2 protein-coding genes are annotated in these 21761 nt (G+C 60.5%); both read left to right on the top strand.

All coding sequences use genetic code 11. The features are described from left to right. Positions 1–6: 6 nt before the first annotated feature. Positions 7–13503 carry an amino acid adenylation domain-containing protein gene (locus tag ACO07W_RS07190; protein ID WP_421841963.1) on the top strand — a complete coding sequence of 4499 codons (13497 nt, stop codon included), beginning with the start codon at positions 7–9 and terminating at the stop codon, positions 13501–13503. Further along, positions 13500–21713, top strand: a complete 8214-nt coding sequence (locus tag ACO07W_RS07185) for an amino acid adenylation domain-containing protein (RefSeq protein WP_421841961.1) — start codon at positions 13500–13502, stop codon at positions 21711–21713. The genes ACO07W_RS07190 and ACO07W_RS07185 overlap by 4 nt, the downstream gene beginning before the upstream one ends. Positions 21714–21761 lie beyond the last annotated feature (48 nt).

The raw sequence follows: 21761 nt of genomic DNA, 5'->3' as shown, positions 1-21761 counted from the left end.
AGTTCGATGGAACTTGACGATCGGGCGCTTCCGCTGACGCGCGGACAGCTGGATATATGGATTGGGGAAGAAACGGGTCGCTTCGGGGCGAAGTGGCAGATTGGCTTGCTCGCCCGAATCGATGGCGCGGTAGATCCAGATCTTCTCGAACGGGCGATCCGTCAAGTAGTTCGCGAGGCCGAGCCGCTGCGAGCTGCATTCTTTCAAGTGAATGGACAGATTTTCCAAAAAGCGATTGATTACCCCAACATCGAGGTTGCTCGCTATAACCTCATGGGTTCGCGGGAGCCTGAACGGGACGCTTATGGGCTCGCGGCATCAATTCAACGCACGTTGATGCCGCTGACGGGCCCGTTGTTCAAATTTGCATTGTTTCAGACACGGGTCGATGAATTATACTTCTTCGTGTGTTGCCATCACATTGTGATGGACGGAATTGGTCTTGCGCTTATTTGTCATCGGATCGCGGCCATATATTCTGCAATTGCATCGGGAGCGGACATTCCGCCTGCTTTTTTTGGGTCACTGAGTGATCTGATTGATTGCGAGTCGGAATACGAAGCGTCTGCCGACTATCTCGATGACCAGGAGTATTGGGCGAAAAACCGCGGGTCGGAAAGCGAATTGTGGCATCGACTTCCGGATGCCGAGGGCTTGCGCGGTCAGGATGAGTATTCCGTGCCAGTCGAATTGGACCCCTGCGTTGTTGCCGAGATCCGTCAGTTGGCTGATGCACTGGGTGTGCGCCGTGCGTCGGTGCTTACCGCGGCGTGTGCGCTCCTGGTGCGCGGTTGTCAGGCCGCGGGGTCGGAAGTGGTGCTCGATTTCCCGGTAAGCAGACGCGTCCGTCCGGAGGCGCAGACGGTGCCCGGAATGCTCTCCGGGGTGGTACCGCTGGTGTTGAAAGTCTCGCCGGACTCCGAGGTCTCCGCTTTTTGTGAACATGTGGACACGCGAATACGAGAAGCGCTGCAGCATCAGCGGTTCCCAGTGCGCACAATTGAGAACAAATCACGCCTCGACGGCGTCATGCAGGCCCCGAATCGAGTAGTTATAAATTATATCCCCACGACACGTTTAGCGGATCTTGCTGGTGCTTCGGGGTCAGGGGCCGTGACCCATTCTGGCTTCGAGGACCAACTGGAGCTTTGGTTTATTAGAGCCGATGAGAAGATCTTTCTCAATACTGCCGGTCCGAGGCGGTTATTTTTTGATGGCGATGTTCGTGATTTAGTCAAGCGGTTAGAGCGGGTTTTGGTGGCGATGACGGCCGATCCGGGCCGGTCACTGTGGTCGATTGATGTGCTTGATGAGGTTGAGCGTGTCCGTCTTGATGAGATCGGTAATCGGGCGGTGTTGGCTCGGCCGGTGACGTCGGCGGTGTCGGTTCCGGTGTTGTTTGCTGCGCAGGTGGGGCGTGCGCCGGAGGCGGTGGCGGTGAGTTTTGAGGGTGCGTCGGTGACGTATCGCGAGCTTGATGAGGCGGCTAACCGGTTGGCGCATTTGTTGGTTGGTCGGGGTGTGGGTGCTGGTGAGCGGGTGGCGTTGTTGATGGAGCGCTCCGCGGAGGCGGTTGTGGCGATGTTGGCGGTGCTTAAGACGGGGGCGGCTTATGTGCCGATCGACCCGGTGGTGCCTGATGCGCGGATTGAGTTCATGCTCGCTGATGCTGCGCCGATTGTTGCGATCACCATGGCGGGGTTGGCTGATCGGTTGGATGGGTTTGATCTGGGCGTTGTCGATATCGGTGACCCCGGTATTGATAGTTACCCGGGCACGGGTTTGGCTGCTCCGGCCGCTGATGAGGTGGCTTACATCATCTACACCTCGGGCACTACCGGTGTGCCCAAAGGCGTTGCGGTCACCCACCATAACGTCACCCAGTTATTGGCATCGCTGGAGGCAAAGCTGCAGTTGGGGCCGGGACAGGTGTGGTCGCAATGGCATTCGTATGCCTTCGACGGCTCAGTGCACGAGATCTGGGGGGCGTTGTTGGGTGATGGACGGTTGGTGGTGGTGCCGGAGGAAGTAGCCGGCTCGCCAGACGATTTCCACGCGCTGCTGGTTCGCGAGCAAGTCAGCGTTTTGATTCAGACCCCGTCCGCGGTGGGGATGTTGTCGTCGGAGGGTTTGGAGTCGGTGGCGTTGGTGCTGGGCGGTGAGGCGTGTCCGGTCGAACTGGTGGATCGGTGGGCGCCGGGGCGGGTGATGGTCAACGCGTATGGCCCCACCGAGACCACCGTGGATGTGGCCTTGACTGCGCCTTTAACGGCGGGGTCGGGTGCGGTGCCGATTGGTGCGCCGGTGGCGGGGGCGGCGTTGTTTGTGCTTGATGGGTGGTTGCGGCCGGTGCCGGTTGGGGTGGTGGGGGAGTTGTATGTGGCTGGTCGTGGGGTGGGTGTGGGGTATGTGGGTCGGGCGGGGTTGACGGGGTCGCGGTTTGTGGCGTGTCCGTTTGTTGGTGTGGGGGTGTTGGGCCAACGGATGTATCGCACGGGGGATTTGGTGTGTTGGCGTGCTGATGGGCAGTTGGATTATCGGGGGCGTGTTGATGAGCAGGTCAAGATTCGTGGGTATCGGATTGAGTTGGGTGAGGTGCGTGCGGCTCTGGCTGGGGTGGGTGGGGTTGAGCAGGCGGTGGTGGTTGCTCGTGAGGATCGTCCTGGCGATAAGCGTTTGGTTGGTTATGTCACTGAGTTGGTGACGGGCAGTGTTGATTCGGTTGCTGTGCGTGCGGCGTTGGGTGAGCGGTTGCCGGGGTATATGGTGCCGGCTGCGGTGATGGTGGTTGATGTGTTGCCGTTGACGGCTAACGGCAAGCTTGATACGCGTGCTTTGCCGGTTCCGGAGTATCGCGATGGGGATCGTTATCGTGCTCCGGCGGATGCGGTTGAGGAGATCCTGGCCGGTATTTATGCCTATGTCCTCGGTGTGGAGCGGGTCGGTGTTGATGACTCGTTTTTCGATTTGGGTGGGGACAGCATTTTGTCGATGCAGGTGGTGGCGCGGGCTCGTGCGGCTGGTGTGTTGTGTCGGCCGCGTGATGTTTTCGTTGAGCAGACGGTGGCGCGGTTGGCTCGGGTAGTTGGGACCGCCGGTGATTCGGGTGGTCCGGTTGATGAGGGTGTGGGGTCGGTGTTGGCGACTCCGATTATGTGTTGGTTGCAGGGTGTGCAGGGCCCGGTTGATCAGTTCAATCAGGCGGTGGTGGTGCAGGCTCCGGTGGGTGTGACTGAAGCCGATGTGGTGGTTGTGTTGCAGGCCTTGCTGGATCGGCATGCGATGTTGCGGTTGTGTGTTGACGACGGTGGTGTGGGGCGGTGGTCGCTGCGGGTGCCGGAGGCGGGTTCGGTTGAGGCGCATCGTTGTGTGCGGTCGGTCGAGGTGTTTTCTGAGCAGGCGTTGGTGGAGGCGCGGTCGTGGTTGAATCCGGCCGCTGGGATGATGTTGAGCGCTTTGTGGGTGGCCTCGACGGGTCAGCTGGTGGTGATGATTCATCACCTGGCTGTTGATGGGGTGTCGTGGCGGATTGTGTTGGAGGACATCAATATCGCGTGGGCCCAGCGTTGTGCTGGGCAGCCTGTTGTTTTGCCGGTGGTGGGGACGTCGTTTGCCCGGTGGGCATCGGTGCTCGGTGAACAAGCTCAGGCTGCAGCGGTGGTGGGTCAGGCTGATGTGTGGCGGCGTGTGTTGGCGACCCCGCCGGTGTTGTCGGCAGTGTGTCCCGAACAGGATACCTATGTTACCGCGGGGCGGCTGACGACGTTGCTGGATGCTGAGACGACTCGGATGCTGCTTGGTGAGGTGCCGGCGGCGTTTCATGCTGGGGTGCACGACATTTTGTTGATCGCGTTCGCGTTGGCGTGGGCGCAGTTTTTGGGTAATCCTGGTGGGCTTGTCGGTATCGATGTTGAAGGTCATGGGCGCCAGGAGGAGTTGGGCGCTGATGTGGATTTGTCGCGCACGGTGGGGTGGTTTACCACCAAGTATCCGGTGGCGTTGAGCGTTGGCGGGCCTGTTGGGGGGTTGTCGTGGGCGCAGGTGGTGGCCGGGGTGGCGGGGTTGGGCTCGGTTGTTAAGGATGTCAAGGAGCAGCTTCGGGCTGTGCCTGATGGGCTGACCTATGGTCTGTTGCGTTATCTCAATCCTGATGTTGAGTTGGCTGGGATTGACCCGGTTATCGGGTTTAACTATTTGGGGCGGTTGGGTTCTGCGGCGGCTTATGCCTCTGGTGATGTGTGGCGTTTGAGTCCGGATGGTTTGTCGTTGGCTGGTGTCGCGGCGGCGATACCGATGCCGTTGAGTCATGCGGTGGAGCTCAATGCTGTCACGGTTGATGGTGAGGCTGGTCTGCAGCTGCATGCGGCGTGGACGTGGGCGCCGTCGGTGTTGGATCGCGGGTCGGTGGCTCGGTTGGGTCGGTTGTGGTTCGATGCGTTGGCTGGGATGTGCGCGCATGTGCGTGCTGGTGGGGGCGGATTGACGCCCTCGGATATTGTTCCTGCTCGGCTTACCCAAGGACAGATCGACGAGTTAAGCGATCGGTATCCGATTGCCGATATTTTGCCGTTGACTCCTTTGCAGCAGGGCCTGTTGTTCCACGCCAATACCACCGGCGGCACCGGTGATGACGTGTATGCGATGCAGCTCGATATTGGCGTCGCGGGTCCGCTTGATCAGCGTCGGCTCCATGATGCGGTGCATGCGGTGGTTGTTCGTCATCCCAACTTGGTGGCCCGGTTTTGTGGACGGTTCGATGAGCCGGTTCAGGTCATCGCTGCTGACCCGGTGGCGCCGTGGCGGTATGTGGATCTGGATGGCGTTGCTGATGTTGATGAGCAGGTTGCGCGGGTGTGTGTGGCTGAACGTGCGGCGGTGTGTGAGGTGGCCGACCAGTCGGCTTTTCGGGTGGCGTTGATTCGTATCACGCAGGATCTGCACCGGTTTGTGTTGACGAATCATCATATTGTTCTTGATGGTTGGTCGTTGCCGATCCTGCTGGGGGAAATATTCGCTGCGTATCACGGGCAGCGGCTGCCAGCTGTTGGGTCGTATCGCAGGTTTGTGACGTGGTTGGCTGATCGGGATCGTGATGCTGCTCGTGCGGCCTGGGGTCAGCTGCTGGCTGGTTTTGATATCCCGACCCTGGTTGGTCCACCGGGTTGGGTGGGGCAGGGTCGACGAGCTGTCGAGTCGCTTCAGTTGTCTGCGGCTGTCACGTCGGGGATCGGTGAGTTGGCTCGTCGTTGCCGTACCACGGTCAATGTTGTGTTGCAGGCTGGGTGGGCGCAGTTGTTGATGTGGTTGACCGGTCAGCATGATGTGGCTTTCGGTGTGGCGGTTTCGGGTCGGCCAGCTGAGGTGGCCGGTGTGGAATCGATGGTGGGTCTGTTGATTAATACGGTGCCGGTCCGAGCCACTATCACGCCGGCGACCACTATCGCCGGCCTGCTTGATCAGCTCCAACGCGCTCACAACGACACTCTGGAGCATCAGCATCTGGGGCTAAGCGAGATCCACCGTCTTACCGGCCAGGATCATTTGTTCGACACCTTGTTTGTGTTCGAAAATTATCCGGTCGATCCTGCGGGGTTGTCGGGTGACCACGAGTTGGCCATCACTGAGTTCAGCAGCCGCGAATACAACCATTATCCGTTGACCCTGCAGGCCTTGCCCGGCCATGAATTGGGTCTTCGTGTCGAGTTCGACACCGATGTATTCGACGCCGAACGCATCCAAACATTGATCGAGTGGTTGCGACGGGTGTTGGTGGTGATGACGGCTGATCCGGGCCGGTCACTGTTGTCGTTGGATGTGCTTGATGAGGTTGAGCACGCGCAGTTGGACCAGTGGGGTAATCGGGCGGTGTTGGCTCGGCCGGTGACGTCGGCGGTGTCGGTTCCGGTGTTGTTTGCTGCGCAGGTGGGGCGTGCGCCGGAGGCGGTGGCGGTGAGTTTTGAGGGTGCGTCGGTGACGTATCGCGAGCTTGATGAGGCGGCTAACCGGTTGGCGCATTTGTTGGTTGGTCGGGGTGTGGGTGCTGGTGAGCGGGTGGCGTTGTTGTTGGAGCGCTCCGCGGAGGCGGTTGTGGCGATGTTGGCGGTGCTTAAGACGGGGGCGGCTTATGTGCCGATCGACCCGGTGGTGCCTGATGCGCGGATTGAGTTCATGCTCGCTGATGCTGCGCCGATTGTTGCGATCACCATGGCGGGGTTGGCTGATCGGTTGGATGGGTTTGATCTGGGCGTTGTCGATATCGGTGACCCCGGTATTGATAGTTACCCGGGCACGGGTTTGGCTGCTCCGGCCGCTGATGAGGTGGCTTACATCATCTACACCTCGGGCACTACCGGTGTGCCCAAAGGCGTTGCGGTCACCCACCACAACGTCACTCAACTGGTGGAGTCCCTGCGAGCCGGACCGCTAACGAGACCTCGGCGGGTGGGCTCGCAATGGCACTCCTACAGCTTCGATGTCTCGGTGTGGGAGATGTGGGGGGCTCTGCTGCATGGCGGGCGGTTGGTGGTGGTGCCGGAGCAGGTGGTGCGTTCGCCGCAGGATTTCCATGCCTTGTTGGTTGCTGAGCAGGTCAGCGTATTGGGCCAGACCCCGTCGGCGTTGAGCGCTCTGTCTCGGCAAGGTTTGGAGTCGGCGGCGCTGGTGGTGGCCGGTGAGGCGTGTCCGGTCGAGCTGGTGGATCGGTGGGCGCCGGGGCGGGTGATGATCAACGCTTACGGTCCCACCGAGACGACGGTGTTTGCGTCGGTGAGTGCGCCTTTAACGGCGGGGTCGGGTGCGGTGCCGATTGGTGCGCCGGTGCCGGGGGCGGCGTTGTTTGTGCTTGATGGGTGGTTGCGGCCGGTGCCGGTTGGGGTGGTGGGGGAGTTGTATGTGGCTGGTCGTGGGGTGGGTGTGGGGTATGTGGGTCGGGCGGGGTTGACGGGGTCGCGGTTTGTGGCGTGTCCGTTTGTTGGTGTGGGGGTGTTGGGCCAACGGATGTATCGCACGGGGGATTTGGTGTGTTGGCGTGCTGATGGGCAGTTGGATTATCGGGGGCGTGTTGATGAGCAGGTCAAGATTCGTGGGTATCGGATTGAGTTGGGTGAGGTGCGTGCGGCTCTGGCTGGGGTGGGTGGGGTTGAGCAGGCGGTGGTGGTTGCTCGTGAGGATCGTCCTGGCGATAAGCGTTTGGTTGGTTATGTCACTGAGTTGGTGACGGGCAGTGTTGATTCGGTTGCTGTGCGTGCGGCGTTGGGTGAGCGGTTGCCGGGGTATATGGTGCCGGCTGCGGTGATGGTGGTTGATGTGTTGCCGTTGACGGCTAACGGCAAGCTTGATACGCGTGCTTTGCCGGTTCCGGAGTATCGCGATGGGGATCGTTATCGTGCTCCGGCGGATGCGGTTGAGGAGATCCTGGCCGGTATTTATGCCTATGTCCTCGGTGTGGAGCGGGTCGGTGTTGATGACTCGTTCTTCGATTTGGGTGGGGATTCGCTGTTGGCGATGCGTTTGGTCGCGGCGGTCAATAGTGGTTTGGATGCTGGTCTTTCGGTGCGTGCTGTGTTTGAGGCGCCCACGGTTGCTCAGTTGGCGGTGTGTATTGGGGCTGAGTCTGGTGTGCGTGTGCCGTTGGTGGTTGGTGAGCGTCCGGCGGTGGTTCCGTTGTCGTTTGCTCAAAACCGGTTGTGGTTTTTGGATCAGTTGCAGGGGCCTTCGCCGGTTTACAACATGGCGGTGGCGTTGCGGTTGTGTGGGCGTCTGGATGCTGAGGCGTTGAGGGCTGCGCTGGCTGATGTGGTGGGTCGTCATGAGAGCCTACGCACGTTGTTGCCGGCGGTTGAGGGGATACCTCGGCAGTTGGTGGTGCCGGTGGAGCGGGCTGATTTCGGTTGGGATGTGGTTGATGCCACGGGCTGGTCGGCGGGTCGCTTAGACGAAGAGATCGAAAGTGCGGCGCATTACGCGTTTGATCTTGCGGCTGAGATTCCTTTGCGGGCGCGGCTTTTCCGGGTTGGTGAGGATGAGCATGTGTTTGTGGGTGTGGCTCATCATATTGCTGCTGATGGTTGGTCGGTTACTCCGTTGGTGCGTGATTTGGGTGTGGCGTATGCCAGCCGGTGTGTGGGGCGGGCTCCGGGTTGGGCTGAATTGCCGGTGCAGTATGTCGATTACACGTTGTGGCAGCGTGCTCAGTTCGGTGATCTTGACGACGTCGATGGTCCGATAGCTGCGCAGTTGGGGTATTGGCAGGATGCGTTGGCGGGGATGCCTGAACGGTTGGTGCTTCCTACCGATCGGCCGTATCCGCCGGTGGCTGATCAGTGTGGTGCCACGGTGGAACTGGATTGGCCTGCTGCGTTGCAGCAGGCGGTGGGTGATGTTGCTCGGGAGTGCAACGCGACCAGTTTCATGGTGATCCAGGCGGGTCTTGCGGTGCTGTTGGGCAAGCTGAGTGCGAGTTCTGATGTGGCGGTGGGGTTCCCGATTGCTGGGCGTGGTGACCCTGCTCTTGATGAGTTGGTTGGGTTTTTCGTTAACACCTTGGTGCTGCGGGTCGATCTGGGTGGTGATCCCACTGTTGGGGAGTTGTTGGCTCAGGTGCGGCGGCGCAGCTTGGCTGCCTATGAGCATCAGGATGTGCCTTTTGAGGTGCTTGTGGAGCGGCTTAACCCGACTCGGAGTCTGGCGCATCATCCGCTGGTGCAGGTGGCGTTGGCGTGGCAGAACCTTCCTGGCCATGACACCGGTGCTGCTGGGGCTGGGTTGGTGTTGGGTGATTTGCAGGTTAGTCAGTTGCCGGTGGATACCCACACCGCCCGGATGGATCTGACGTTTTCGCTGTCGCAACGTTTTACCGAGGATGGTGGGCCCGCTGGCATCGGCGGAACGGTGGAGTTTCGTACCGATGTGTTCGACTCGGCCAGCATCCAAACATTGATCGCTCGGCTGCAGCGGGTGTTGGTGGCGATGACGGTCGATCCGGGCCGGCGTGTGTCGTCGATTGATGTGCTTGATGAGGTTGAGCGTGTCCGTCTTGATGAGATCGGTAATCGGGCGGTGTTGGCTCGGCCGGTGACGTCGGCGGTGTCGGTTCCGGTGTTGTTTGCTGCGCAGGTGGGGCGTGCGCCGGAGGCGGTGGCGGTGAGTTTTGAGGGTGCGTCGGTGACGTATCGCGAGCTTGATGAGGCGGCTAACCGGTTGGCGCATTTGTTGGTTGGTCGGGGTGTGGGTGCTGGTGAGCGGGTGGCGTTGTTGTTGGAGCGCTCCGCGGAGGCGGTTGTGGCGATGTTGGCGGTGCTTAAGACGGGGGCGGCTTATGTGCCGATCGACCCGGTGGTGCCTGATGCGCGGATTGAGTTCATGCTCGCTGATGCTGCGCCGATTGTTGCGATCACCATGGCGGGGTTGGCTGATCGGTTGGATGGGTTTGATCTGGGCGTTGTCGATATCGGTGACCCCGGTATTGATAGTTACCCGGGCACGGGTTTGGCTGCTCCGGCCGCTGATGAGGTGGCTTACATCATCTACACCTCGGGCACTACCGGTGTGCCCAAAGGCGTGGCGGTCACCCACCACAACGTCACCCAGCTGCTGCAGTCGCTAGATGCTGGGCTCCCGCGCCCGGGTGTGTGGCCGCACTGTCATTCGTTAGCCTTCGACGTCTCGGTGTGGGAGACGTTCGGTGCCCTTTTGCGCGGTGGGCGGTTGGTGGTGGTGCCGGAGGAAGTAGCCGGCTCGCCAGACGATTTCCGTGCTCTGCTGATAGATGAGCAGGTCAATGTGCTTACCCAGACTCCTTCGGCGGTAAGGGTTTTTTCGTCGGAGGGTTTGGAGTCGGTGGCGTTGGTGGTGGTAGGTGAGGCGTGTCCGGGTGAGGTGGTGGATCGGTGGGCGCCGGGGCGGGTGATGGTCAACGCGTATGGCCCCACCGAGACCACGATGTGTGTGGCAATCAGTGCGCCTTTAACGGCGGGGTCGGGTGCGGTGCCGATTGGTGCGCCGGTGGCGGGGGCGGCGTTGTTTGTGCTTGATGGGTGGTTGCGGCCGGTGCCGGTTGGGGTGGTGGGGGAGTTGTATGTGGCTGGTCGTGGGGTGGGTGTGGGGTATGTGGGTCGGGCGGGGTTGACGGGGTCGCGGTTTGTGGCGTGTCCGTTTGTTGGTGTGGGGGTGTTGGGCCAACGGATGTATCGCACGGGGGATTTGGTGTGTTGGCGTGCTGATGGGCAGTTGGATTATCGGGGGCGTGTTGATGAGCAGGTCAAGATTCGTGGGTATCGGATTGAGTTGGGTGAGGTGCGTGCGGCTCTGGCTGGGGTGGGTGGGGTTGAGCAGGCGGTGGTGGTTGCTCGTGAGGATCGTCCTGGCGATAAGCGTTTGGTTGGTTATGTCACTGAGTTGGTGACGGGCAGTGTTGATTCGGTTGCTGTGCGTGCGGCGTTGGGTGAGCGGTTGCCGGGGTATATGGTGCCGGCTGCGGTGATGGTGGTTGATGTGTTGCCGTTGACGGCTAACGGCAAGCTTGATACGCGTGCTTTGCCGGTTCCGGAGTATCGCGATGGGGATCGTTATCGTGCTCCGGCGGATGCGGTTGAGGAGATCCTGGCCGGTATTTATGCCTATGTCCTCGGTGTGGAGCGGGTCGGTGTTGATGACTCGTTTTTCGATTTGGGTGGGGACAGCATTTTGTCGATGCAGGTGGTGGCGCGGGCTCGTGCGGCTGGTGTGTTGTGTCGGCCGCGTGATGTTTTCGTTGAGCAGACGGTGGCGCGGTTGGCTCGGGTAGTTGGGACCGCCGGTGATTCGGGTGGTCCGGTTGATGAGGGTGTGGGGTCGGTGTTGGCGACTCCGATTATGTGTTGGTTGCAGGGTGTGCAGGGCCCGGTTGATCAGTTCAATCAGGCGGTGGTGGTGCAGGCTCCGGTGGGTGTGACTGAAGCCGATGTGGTGGTTGTGTTGCAGGCCTTGCTGGATCGGCATGCGATGTTGCGGTTGTGTGTTGACGACGGTGGTGTGGGGCGGTGGTCGCTGCGGGTGCCGGAGGCGGGTTCGGTTGAGGCGCATCGTTGTGTGCGGTCGGTCGAGGTGTTTTCTGAGCAGGCGTTGGTGGAGGCGCGGTCGTGGTTGAATCCGGCCGCTGGGATGATGTTGAGCGCTTTGTGGGTGGCCTCGACGGGTCAGCTGGTGGTGATGATTCATCACCTGGCTGTTGATGGGGTGTCGTGGCGGATTGTGTTGGAGGACATCAATATCGCGTGGGCCCAGCGTTGTGCTGGGCAGCCTGTTGTTTTGCCGGTGGTGGGGACGTCGTTTGCCCGGTGGGCGGAGTTGTTGGCTGAGTATGCGTGTCATCCAGACGTTGTTGGCCAGGCTGATGTGTGGCGGCGTGTGTTGGCGACCCCGCCGGTGTTGTCGGCAGTGTGTCCCGAACAGGATACCTATGTTACCGCGGGGCGGCTGACGACGTTGCTGGATGCTGAGACGACTCGGATGCTGCTTGGTGAGGTGCCGGCGGCGTTTCATGCTGGGGTGCACGACATTTTGTTGATCGCGTTCGCGTTGGCGTGGGCGCAGTTTTTGGGTAATCCTGGTGGGCTTGTCGGTATCGATGTTGAAGGTCATGGGCGCCAGGAGGAGTTGGGCGCTGATGTGGATTTGTCGCGCACGGTGGGGTGGTTTACCACCAAGTATCCGGTGGCGTTGAGCGTTGGCGGGCCTGTTGGGGGGTTGTCGTGGGCGCAGGTGGTGGCCGGGGTGGCGGGGTTGGGCTCGGTTGTTAAGGATGTCAAGGAGCAGCTTCGGGCTGTGCCTGATGGGCTGACCTATGGTCTGTTGCGTTATCTCAATCCTGATGTTGAGTTGGCTGGGATTGACCCGGTTATCGGGTTTAACTATTTGGGGCGGTTGGGTTCTGCGGCGGCTTATGCCTCTGGTGATGTGTGGCGTTTGAGTCCGGATGGTTTGTCGTTGGCTGGTGTCGCGGCGGCGATACCGATGCCGTTGAGTCATGCGGTGGAGCTCAATGCTGTCACGGTTGATGGTGAGGCTGGTCTGCAGCTGCATGCGGCGTGGACGTGGGCGCCGTCGGTGTTGGATCGCGGGTCGGTGGCTCGGTTGGGTCGGTTGTGGTTCGATGCGTTGGCTGGGATGTGCGCGCATGTGCGTGCTGGTGGGGGCGGATTGACGCCCTCGGATATTGTTCCTGCTCGGCTTACCCAAGGACAGATCGACGAGTTAAGCGATCGGTATCCGATTGCCGATATTTTGCCGTTGACTCCTTTGCAGCAGGGCCTGTTGTTCCACGCCAATACCACCGGCGGCACCGGTGATGACGTGTATGCGATGCAGCTCGATATTGGCGTCGCGGGTCCGCTTGATCAGCGTCGGCTCCATGATGCGGTGCATGCGGTGGTTGTTCGTCATCCCAACTTGGTGGCCCGGTTTTGTGGACGGTTCGATGAGCCGGTTCAGGTCATCGCTGCTGACCCGGTGGCGCCGTGGCGGTATGTGGATCTGGATGGCGTTGCTGATGTTGATGAGCAGGTTGCGCGGGTGTGTGTGGCTGAACGTGCGGCGGTGTGTGAGGTGGCCGACCAGTCGGCTTTTCGGGTGGCGTTGATTCGTATCACGCAGGATCTGCACCGGTTTGTGTTGACGAATCATCATATTGTTCTTGATGGTTGGTCGTTGCCGATCCTGCTGGGGGAAATATTCGCTGCGTATCACGGGCAGCGGCTGCCAGCTGTTGGGTCGTATCGCAGGTTTGTGACGTGGTTGGCTGATCGGGATCGTGATGCTGCTCGTGCGGCCTGGGGTCAGCTGCTGGCTGGTTTTGACACGCCCACTTTGGTGGCTTCTGGTGGGCGGTCGGGTCCCGGGAGGCGGGGCATGGAGTCGCTTCAGTTGTCTGCGGCTGTCACGTCGGGGATCGGTGAGTTGGCTCGTCGTTGCCGTACCACGGTCAATGTTGTGTTGCAGGCTGGGTGGGCGCAGTTGTTGATGTGGTTGACCGGTCAGCATGATGTGGCTTTCGGTGTGGCGGTTTCGGGTCGGCCAGCTGAGGTGGCCGGTGTGGAATCGATGGTGGGTCTGTTGATTAATACGGTGCCGGTCCGAGCCACTATCACGCCGGCGACCACTATCGCCGGCCTGCTTGATCAGCTCCAACGCGCTCACAACGACACTCTGGAGCATCAGCATCTGGCGTTAAGCGAGATCCACCGTCTTACCGGCCACGATCAACTGTTCGACACTCTCTTCGTTTATCAAAACTATCCAGTGGACACGAGCGGTTTGTTGAGCACCAACGGCTTGGCCATCACCGAGTCCAGCGGGCACGAATACAACCATTATCCGTTGACCCTGCAGGCCTTGCCCGGCCATGAATTGGGTCTTCGTGTCGAGTTCGACACCGATGTATTCGACGCCGAAAGTATCGCAAGACTGATTGAGCGGTTCAAGCGAGTGCTGGCGTCAATGGTTGGCGACTCGGTGAAGCAGTCATGAGTGTTGATCCGACCCGGCGATTGTTGTCGTTGGATGTGCTTGATGAGGTTGAGCACGCGCAGTTGGACCAGTGGGGTAATCGGGCGGTGTTGGCTCGGCCGGTGACGTCGGCGGTGTCGGTTCCGGTGTTGTTTGCTGCGCAGGTGGGGCGTGCGCCGGAGGCGGTGGCGGTGAGTTTTGAGGGTGCGTCGGTGACGTATCGCGAGCTTGATGAGGCGGCTAACCGGTTGGCGCATTTGTTGGTTGGTCGGGGTGTGGGTGCTGGTGAGCGGGTGGCGTTGTTGTTGGAGCGCTCCGCGGAGGCGGTTGTGGCGATGTTGGCGGTGCTTAAGACGGGGGCGGCTTATGTGCCGATCGACCCGGTGGTGCCTGATGCGCGGATTGAGTTCATGCTCGCTGATGCTGCGCCGATTGTTGCGATCACCATGGCGGGGTTGGCTGATCGGTTGGATGGGTTTGATCTGGGCGTTGTCGATATCGGTGACCCCGGTATTGATAGTTACCCGGGCACGGGTTTGGCTGCTCCGGCCGCTGATGAGGTGGCTTACATCATCTACACCTCGGGCACTACCGGTGTGCCCAAAGGCGTGGCGGTTCCGCATCACAATGTGGCTTGGTTGTTGGAGGCTGTGGGTGCTGGTCTGGAACTGTCGTCGGGGCAGGTTTGGACGCAGTGTCATTCGTTGGCTTTCGATTTTTCGGTGTGGGAGGTCTGGGGGGCGCTGCTGAGCGGGGCGCGGTTGGTGGTGGTGTCTGAGCAGGTGGTGCGTTCGCCGCAGGATTTCCATGCCTTGTTGGTTGCTGAGCAGGTCAATGTTTTAAGCCAGACGCCGTCGGCGTTTTATGCGTTGCAAAGCGCTGATGAGCTGCAGCCTGAGTTGGGGCGTCAGCTCAAGCTTGAGTTGGTGGTGTTCGGCGGTGAAGCGTTGGAGCCGCAGCGTCTTGGGGCGTGGCTGGGTAACCATCCGGGTTTGCCGCGTTTGATCAATATGTATGGCATCACTGAGACGACGGTGCATGCGTCGTTGCGGGAGATTGTCGTTGGTGATGTTGCCAGCGTCGCTAGTCCTATTGGGGTGCCGTTGGGTCATCTTGGTTTTTTTGTGCTTGATGGGTGGTTGCGGCCGGTGCCGGTTGGGGTGGTGGGGGAGTTGTATGTGGCTGGTCGTGGGGTGGGTGTGGGGTATGTGGGTCGGGCGGGGTTGACGGGGTCGCGGTTTGTGGCGTGTCCGTTTGTTGGTGTGGGGGTGTTGGGCCAACGGATGTATCGCACGGGGGATTTGGTGTGTTGGCGTGCTGATGGGCAGTTGGATTATCGGGGGCGTGTTGATGAGCAGGTCAAGATTCGTGGGTATCGGATTGAGTTGGGTGAGGTGCGTGCGGCTCTGGCTGGGGTGGGTGGGGTTGAGCAGGCGGTGGTGGTTGCTCGTGAGGATCGTCCTGGCGATAAGCGTTTGGTTGGTTATGTCACTGAGTTGGTGACGGGCAGTGTTGATTCGGTTGCTGTGCGTGCGGCGTTGGGTGAGCGGTTGCCGGGGTATATGGTGCCGGCTGCGGTGATGGTGGTTGATGTGTTGCCGTTGACGGCTAACGGCAAGCTTGATACGCGTGCTTTGCCGGTTCCGGAGTATCGCGATGGGGATCGTTATCGTGCTCCGGCGGATGCGGTTGAGGAGATCCTGGCCGGTATTTATGCCTATGTCCTCGGTGTGGAGCGGGTCGGTGTTGATGACTCGTTCTTCGATTTGGGTGGGGATTCGCTGTTGGCGATGCGTTTGGTCGCGGCGGTCAATAGTGGTTTGGATGCTGGTCTTTCGGTGCGTGCTGTGTTTGAGGCGCCCACGGTTGCTCAGTTGGCGGTGTGTATTGGGGCTGAGTCTGGTGTGCGTGTGCCGTTGGTGGTTGGTGAGCGTCCGGCGGTGGTTCCGTTGTCGTTTGCTCAAAACCGGTTGTGGTTTTTGGATCAGTTGCAGGGGCCTTCGCCGGTTTACAACATGGCGGTGGCGTTGCGGTTGTGTGGGCGTCTGGATGCTGAGGCGTTGAGGGCTGCGCTGGCTGATGTGGTGGGTCGTCATGAGAGCCTACGCACGTTGTTGCCGGCGGTTGAGGGGATACCTCGGCAGTTGGTGGTGCCGGTGGAGCGGGCTGATTTCGGTTGGGATGTGGTTGATGCCACGGGCTGGTCGGCGGGTCGCTTAGACGAAGAGATCGAAAGTGCGGCGCATTACGCGTTTGATCTTGCGGCTGAGATTCCTTTGCGGGCGCGGCTTTTCCGGGTTGGTGAGGATGAGCATGTGTTTGTGGGTGTGGCTCATCATATTGCTGCTGATGGTTGGTCGGTTACTCCGTTGGTGCGTGATTTGGGTGTGGCGTATGCCAGCCGGTGTGTGGGGCGGGCTCCGGGTTGGGCTGAATTGCCGGTGCAGTATGTCGATTACACGTTGTGGCAGCGTGCTCAGTTCGGTGATCTTGACGACGTCGATGGTCCGATAGCTGCGCAGTTGGGGTATTGGCAGGATGCGTTGGCGGGGATGCCTGAACGGTTGGTGCTTCCTACCGATCGGCCGTATCCACCGGTGGCTGATCAGTGTGGTGCCACGGTGGAACTGGATTGGCCTGCTGCGTTGCAGCAGGCGGTGGGTGATGTTGCTCGGGAGTGCAACGCGACCAGTTTCATGGTGATCCAGGCGGGTCTTGCGGTGCTGTTGGGCAAGCTGAGTGCGAGTTCTGATGTGGCGGTGGGGTTCCCGATTGCTGGGCGTGGTGACCCTGCTCTTGATGAGTTGGTTGGGTTTTTCGTTAACACCTTGGTGCTGCGGGTCGATCTGGGTGGTGATCCCACTGTTGGGGAGTTGTTGGCTCAGGTGCGGCGGCGCAGCTTGGCTGCCTATGAGCATCAGGATGTGCCTTTTGAGGTGCTTGTGGAGCGGCTTAACCCGACTCGGAGTCTGGCGCATCATCCGCTGGTGCAGGTGGCGTTGGCGTGGCAGAACCTTCCTGGCCATGACACCGGTGCTGCTGGGGCTGGGTTGGTGTTGGGTGATTTGCAGGTTAGTCAGTTGCCGGTGGATACCCACACCGCCCGGATGGATCTGACGTTTTCGCTGTCGCAACGTTTTACCGAGGATGGTGGGCCCGCTGGCATCGGCGGAACGGTGGAGTTTCGTACCGATGTGTTCGACTCGGCCAGCATCCAAACATTGATCGCTCGGCTGCAGCGGGTGTTGGTGGCGATGACGGTCGATCCGGGCCGGCGTGTGTCGTCGATTGATGTGCTTGATGAGGTTGAGCGTGTCCGTCTTGATGAGATCGGTAATCGGGCGGTGTTGGCTCGGCCGGTGACGTCGGCGGTGTCGGTTCCGGTGTTGTTTGCTGCGCAGGTGGGGCGTGCGCCGGAGGCGGTGGCGGTGAGTTTTGAGGGTGCGTCGGTGACGTATCGCGAGCTTGATGAGGCGGCTAACCGGTTGGCGCATTTGTTGGTTGGTCGGGGTGTGGGTGCTGGTGAGCGGGTGGCGTTGTTGTTGGAGCGCTCCGCGGAGGCGGTTGTGGCGATGTTGGCGGTGCTTAAGACGGGGGCGGCTTATGTGCCGATCGACCCGGTGGTGCCTGATGCGCGGATTGAGTTCATGCTCGCTGATGCTGCGCCGATTGTTGCGATCACCATGGCGGGGTTGGCTGATCGGTTGGATGGGTTTGATCTGGGCGTTGTCGATATCGGTGACCCCGGTATTGATAGTTACCCGGGCACGGGTTTGGCTGCTCCGGCCGCTGATGAGGTGGCTTACATCATCTACACCTCGGGCACTACCGGTGTGCCCAAAGGCGTTGCGGTCACCCACCACAATGTGGCTTGGTTGTTGGAGGCTGTGGGTGCTGGTCTGGAACTGTCGTCGGGGCAGGTTTGGACGCAGTGTCATTCGTTGGCTTTCGATTTTTCGGTGTGGGAGGTCTGGGGGGCGCTGCTGAGCGGGGCGCGGTTGGTGGTGGTGTCTGAGCAGGTGGTGCGTTCGCCGCAGGATTTCCATGCCTTGTTGGTTGCTGAGCAGGTCAATGTTTTAAGCCAGACGCCGTCGGCGTTTTATGCGTTGCAAAGCGCTGATGAGCTGCAGCCTGAGTTGGGGCGTCAGCTCAAGCTTGAGTTGGTGGTGTTCGGCGGTGAAGCGTTGGAGCCGCAGCGTCTTGGGGCGTGGCTGGGTAACCATCCGGGTTTGCCGCGTTTGATCAATATGTATGGCATCACTGAGACGACGGTGCATGCGTCGTTGCGGGAGATTGTCGTTGGTGATGTTGCCAGCGTCGCTAGTCCTATTGGGGTGCCGTTGGGTCATCTTGGTTTTTTTGTGCTTGATGGGTGGTTGCGGCCGGTGCCGGTTGGGGTGGTGGGGGAGTTGTATGTGGCTGGTCGTGGGGTGGGTGTGGGGTATGTGGGTCGGGCGGGGTTGACGGGGTCGCGGTTTGTGGCGTGTCCGTTTGTTGGTGTGGGGGTGTTGGGCCAACGGATGTATCGCACGGGGGATTTGGTGTGTTGGCGTGCTGATGGGCAGTTGGATTATCGGGGGCGTGTTGATGAGCAGGTCAAGATTCGTGGGTATCGGATTGAGTTGGGTGAGGTGCGTGCGGCTCTGGCTGGGGTGGGTGGGGTTGAGCAGGCGGTGGTGGTTGCTCGTGAGGATCGTCCTGGCGATAAGCGTTTGGTTGGTTATGTCACTGAGTTGGTGACGGGCAGTGTTGATTCGGTTGCTGTGCGTGCGGCGTTGGGTGAGCGGTTGCCGGGGTATATGGTGCCGGCTGCGGTGATGGTGGTTGATGTGTTGCCGTTGACGGCTAACGGCAAGCTTGATACGCGTGCTTTGCCGGTTCCGGAGTATCGCGATGGGGATCATTTCCGCGCCCCGGTGACTCCGTCCGAGCAGATCCTGGCCGACATTTACGCCCAAGTCCTCGGGCTGGAGCGGGTCGGTGTTGATGACTCGTTCTTCGAGCTAGGCGGAGACAGCATTCTGGCCATAGCCGTGGTTGCGTGGGCTCGTGCGGCTGGTGTGTTGTGTCGGCCGCGTGATGTTTTCGTTGAGCAGACGGTGGCGCGGTTGGCTCGGGTAGTTGGGACCGCCGGTGATTCGGGTGGTCCGGTTGATGAGGGTGTGGGGTCGGTGTTGGCGACTCCGATTATGTGTTGGTTGCAGGGTGTGCAGGGCCCGGTTGATCAGTTCAATCAGGCGGTGGTGGTGCAGGCTCCGGTGGGTGTGACTGAAGCCGATGTGGTGGTTGTGTTGCAGGCCTTGCTGGATCGGCATGCGATGTTGCGGTTGTGTGTTGACGACGGTGGTGTGGGGCGGTGGTCGCTGCGGGTGCCGGAGGCGGGTTCGGTTGAGGCGCATCGTTGTGTGCGGTCGGTCGAGGTGTTTTCTGAGCAGGCGTTGGTGGAGGCGCGGTCGTGGTTGAATCCGGCCGCTGGGATGATGTTGAGCGCTTTGTGGGTGGCCTCGACGGGTCAGCTGGTGGTGATGATTCATCACCTGGCTGTTGATGGGGTGTCGTGGCGGATTGTGTTGGAGGACATCAATATCGCGTGGGCCCAGCGTTGTGCTGGGCAGCCTGTTGTTTTGCCGGTGGTGGGGACGTCGTTTGCCCGGTGGGCGGAGTTGTTGGCTGAGTATGCGTGTCATCCAGACGTTGTTGGCCAGGCTGATGTGTGGCGGCGTGTGTTGGCAACACCGCCGGCGTTGCCGGCGGTGCGGCCGGCTGTGGATACGTTTGCTCGTTCCGGGCAGTTGTCGGTGTCGCTGGATGCTGAGACGACTCGGATGCTGCTTGGTGAGGTGCCGGCGGCGTTTCATGCTGGGGTGCACGACATTTTGTTGATCGCGTTCGCGTTGGCGTGGGCGCAGTTTTTGGGTAATCCTGGTGGGCTTGTCGGTATCGATGTTGAAGGTCATGGGCGCCAGGAGGAGTTGGGCGCTGATGTGGATTTGTCGCGCACGGTGGGGTGGTTTACCACCAAGTATCCGGTGGCGTTGAGCGTTGGCGGGCCTGTTGGGGGGTTGTCGTGGGCGCAGGTGGTGGCCGGGGTGGCGGGGTTGGGCTCGGTTGTTAAGGATGTCAAGGAGCAGCTTCGGGCTGTGCCTGATGGGCTGACCTATGGTCTGTTGCGTTATCTCAATCCTGATGTTGAGTTGGCTGGGATTGACCCGGTTATCGGGTTTAACTATTTGGGGCGGTTGGGTTCTGCGGCGGCTTATGCCTCTGGTGATGTGTGGCGTTTGAGTCCGGATGGTTTGTCGTTGGCTGGTGTCGCGGCGGCGATACCGATGCCGTTGAGTCATGCGGTGGAGCTCAATGCTGTCACGGTTGATGGTGAGGCTGGTCTGCAGCTGCATGCGGCGTGGACGTGGGCGCCGTCGGTGTTGGATCGCGGGTCGGTGGCTCGGTTGGGTCGGTTGTGGTTCGATGCGTTGGCTGGGATGTGCGCGCATGTGCGTGCTGGTGGGGGCGGATTGACGCCCTCGGATATTGTTCCTGCTCGGCTTACCCAAGGACAGATCGACGAGTTAAGCGATCGGTATCCGATTGCCGATATTTTGCCGTTGACTCCTTTGCAGCAGGGCCTGTTGTTCCACGCCAGCATTGCGCGGGGTTGCGGTGACGACGTGTATGCGGTGCAGCTGGATATCACGCTGCGCGGTCCGCTTGATCAGCGTCGGCTCCATGATGCGGTGCATGCGGTGGTTGTTCGTCATCCCAACTTGGTGGCCCGGTTTTGTGGACGGTTCGATGAGCCGGTTCAGGTCATCGCTGCTGACCCGGTGGCGCCGTGGCGGTATGTGGATCTGGATGGCGTTGCTGATGTTGATGAGCAGGTTGCGCGGGTGTGTGTGGCTGAACGTGCGGCGGTGTGTGAGGTGGCCGACCAGTCGGCTTTTCGGGTGGCGTTGATTCGTATCACGCAGGATCTGCACCGGTTTGTGTTGACGAATCATCATATTGTTCTTGATGGTTGGTCGTTGCCGATCCTGCTGGGGGAAATATTCGCTGCGTATCACGGGCAGCGGCTGCCAGCGGCTGTGCCGTATCGCAGGTTTGTGACGTGGTTGGCTGATCGGGATCGTGATGCTGCTCGTGCGGCCTGGGGTCAGCTGCTGGCTGGTTTTGATATCCCGACCCTGGTTGGTCCACCGGGTTGGGTGGGGCAGGGTCGACGAGCTGTCGAGTCGCTTCAGTTGTCTGCGGCTGTCACGTCGGGGATCGGTGAGTTGGCTCGTCGTTGCCGTACCACGGTCAATGTTGTGTTGCAGGCTGGGTGGGCGCAGTTGTTGATGTGGTTGACCGGTCAGCATGATGTGGCTTTCGGTGTGGCGGTTTCGGGTCGGCCAGCTGAGGTGGCCGGTGTGGAATCGATGGTGGGTCTGTTGATTAATACGGTGCCGGTCCGAGCCACTATCACGCCGGCGACCACTATCGCCGGCCTGCTTGATCAGCTCCAACGCGCTCACAACGACACTCTGGAGCATCAGCATCTGGGGCTAAGCGAGATCCACCGTCTTACCGGCCAAAGATACCTATTCGACACTGTTTTCGTTTTCGAAAATTATCCGGTCGATCCTGCGGGGTTGTCGGGTGACCACGAGTTGGCCATCACCGAGTTCAGCAGCCGCGACTACTACCACTACCCGCTGACTGTGCAGGGCGGGCCGGGGCGGGAACTGGGCCTTCGCATCCAGTTCGACACCGATGTATTCGACGCCGAACGCATCCAAACACTAATAATGCGGTTCGAGCGAATCCTAGCGACGATGGCTTCCCATCCGGGCCGGCGGCTGTCGTCGACGAATGTGCTCGATGAGGCTGCGCTGACCAGACCGGATGAGGTTGTGATCAGGACCGCGACCAAGGCAGTGCTGGCCCCGGAACGCTACGACACCGGTGGTGGCCATCGCGCCAGGATCACCCCCGCGGAGGAAATTCTGACAGACATCTACGCGCGGGTGCTAGGTGTGGAGCGGGTCGGGGTGGACGAGTCGTTCTTCGACCTGGGTGGAGATTCGCTTTCCGCGATGCGGGTGATCGGCGCGATCAACACAGCTCTTGATACCCATCTTGAGGTGTCTGCCTTATTCGATGCGCCGTCCGTTAGAAGTTTGAGCCATCGCTTAGGAAGACATGCCAGCTCAGCGAAGCAGGCACGTGTCGTTCCCCCGGCCAGCGATATGTAAGCTCGACCCAACATCGCCTGGTGGCGTCTTAGGACTGGTGTAAAAACG

Origin of the sequence: Mycobacterium sp., from assembly GCF_965230835.1 — a bacterium.
GTDB lineage: Bacteria > Actinomycetota > Actinomycetes > Mycobacteriales > Mycobacteriaceae > Mycobacterium.
This window is presented reverse-complemented; position numbering and strand designations above follow the sequence as displayed.

Excerpts from the sequence above, each read along its gene's own strand:
- ACO07W_RS07185 (WP_421841961.1), top strand. The coding sequence starts at position 13,500 with ATGAGTGTTGATCCGACCCGGCGATTGTTGTCGTTGGATGTGCTTGAT.
- ACO07W_RS07190 (WP_421841963.1), top strand. The coding sequence starts at position 7 with ATGGAACTTGACGATCGGGCGCTTCCGCTGACGCGCGGACAGCTGGAT.